This window comes from Streptomyces sp. NPDC054834 (assembly GCF_053611185.1).
The window spans coordinates 1-2419 of sequence record NZ_JBSGZV010000113.1; the positions used below are offsets into that span (position 1 = coordinate 1).

The 2419-nt window shown below is 65.4% G+C and carries 1 protein-coding gene; it reads left to right on the forward strand.

The window, feature by feature from the left end:
* Window positions 1-481: 481 nt before the first annotated feature.
* On the forward strand, window positions 482-1696 hold the full coding sequence (locus ACWGJM_RS48955) for a hypothetical protein (RefSeq protein WP_453418270.1): 1215 nt from the start codon (window positions 482-484) through the stop codon (window positions 1694-1696).
* The last annotated feature ends 723 nt before the right edge of the window (window positions 1697-2419 follow it).

Here is a 2419-nt window from a genome sequence, read left to right on the forward strand (position 1 = left end):
CTCACACCAGCCGAGTTCGAACAGCAACTGATCACGCCACGTACGCTGTCACTCGTCGCATGAAACCCGGTGTCCACTCCCGGGGATCAACCTCACTCTTACGGTTGGCCCATCGACGTCTACCGCTACGCCCAGTCGACGCCCAGCTCTCGCAGCGAGGCAAGCTGCTACGCGCTGAGCTTGTCGCGCCTCGATTTTGTGTTCGATACCCAGACGCCGGCCACCGCAGCGGGCCGACGTGGGCAGGTGGCCGCGTTGCAGGAGAGTCGGAGGGGAGTGAGACTGATGCTGGCGGGCGGTTGCATCCCAAGGCGTTGGGCCCATGGTTTCCGTCCGGGGCTCGCGTCTTCCCCTTGAAGCGTGTTTTCACCGCGGGGACGTCTCCTCTCCGCCGTTCTCACTACGGATGGACGGAGGGGCCTCGATGACGCGTGCGCCTTGGCGAACTCTGAAAATCTCTGCTCTGGCGTGGTTTGGAGTCGTGACCCTGCTCGTGGCTCCGTCGGCCGCCGCGAATGCCCCGAATCCGGCCGGGACCGCCGTAGCAGTGCCAGAGAATTCCTGCGCGTGGCCAGCCGTCGTCAGACCGGGCAGGCTGAACTTTGCCTTTCCCGAGGCCAACGCGACGTACTGGCTGATGCCCTACCGGCTGAGCCAGGGAGACCGCATCGTGGCAGAGGGGACATATCCGTTTGCCCGGTTTACCTCACTGACGGTCTACGACGCCACGGGCTCACCCATCGATTCCCTCGCCGACTACCAGATTGCTCCGAGTGCCGGTAGCAAGAACCCCTTCGCCGTCCCGGACGCGGGGTCGAACCCGGCGCAGCACCACTACCAGGTCACGCTCAAGCCCGGCATTACGGCCGGCGCCAGTAACAACACCATGGCCGCCACTGCGAACGGTGCCGGGTCGGGGTCGGGGTGGCTGGTGCTGCGGATCTACGTCCCGGACAAGGAATCCGACCCAACAGGCGGAGTCCCGTTGCCCACTTTGTCGATGCAGCGTCAGGGCAGCAGCCCCAAGTCGATAACCACCTGCCCCCGGGCCGGTTCGGCCCAGGGCCCCACGGGCCCACTCGCCACCGAACTCAAGGCCTTGGTGAAGAAATACGCGCCGCCTGGAGGGTTCGAAGGCTGCGGGAAGTCCACGGCGAGTGCTCCGGGCTTCGCAGTGCCGAACAAGACCGGCGGCCTTTTCCCCAACCCGTACAACAAGTACTTGTGCACGCCACTGGAGTACAAGTCGGGGCGCATCGCCGTCATACGCGGCAAGGCGCCTACGTTCCCCGACACCACCAACGGTCAGTCGGTGCTCACCAAGACTCAACTCCGGTACTGGTCGCTCTGTCAGAACCAGATCCAGCTTCCCTACCCGGTGAGTTCCTGTGCCGGCGACTTCCAGACGGCCGTGGGTAAGGACGGGCAGTACACCTATGTGGTGTCCACCTCACAGGACCGTCCCGGCAACGCGACGACATCGAAGGGGGTTACCTGGATCGACTGGGGTCCCACCAACGTCAAGAGCGTCCTGTTCCTGCGGAACATGCTCCCGGCGCAGACCTTCCACAACGCGGTCCAGGACGTCAAGAAGGGGGACGATCCGGCGAAGGTGATGGGCGCGTACTACCCGACCGTCACCTACTGCACCAAGGAAGCCTTCGCCAAGATGGGACCGAACGCCTGCCCGGGCTGAGCCACAAACCGCCTTGAGCCGCATCCACGCGTCCGGGACACCACCGCCGTACAGCGATCCGTGTGCGCAGTCGTGGCACACCCGTCGGCCGGTACCGTCCGATCAGGGCGCTGGCCACGCTGCCCGTGGCCTTGATGCCGGCAGCTGCAACGCCCGGCGTTATGAAGGTCATGCCCGGTTCTACCACCAGCCCAAGCTGAAGCGTGCACGTTGCGTTCCTCGGCCTGGACAGATTTGTGTTCGTCGCGTGCCGGGCCGCTGACGCGACGGGGTCCGGTTGTCAGTGGCGGCTACCAGGCTGAATGAACGGGCCGTGATGACTGCACGGCGGCGAGCTGCCCGGCATGGTCGACCAGGAGCTCGCCGACCTCATCCATCCGGGCCTGAGCCCCACACAGGCGTGCGTTCTGGCGGTCGCGTCATGCCCAGGAGTGACGGCGGGCGCTCCGCAGGCCGCTGCGTGCCGGATCAGATCGGCGATGCGCCAGTCAGCGCGGAAGCTGTCGCCTGGGACCTGTTCGACCTCGGCGTACAGGTCGGCCAGCCGCAGCCGCCGGCCGATGGAGAGCAGCACGTCGTGGCGGGAGGCGAAGACGCACAGCGAGCACGAGCAGCTTTACCGAACCTATAAGACGCCGTCTCATTTGGAGCGCTGGGTATTCTGCACCGCGTGGTGATGGTCGAGCGCATGGTGCCAGACGAATTGTGGGAGCTGTTCCAGCG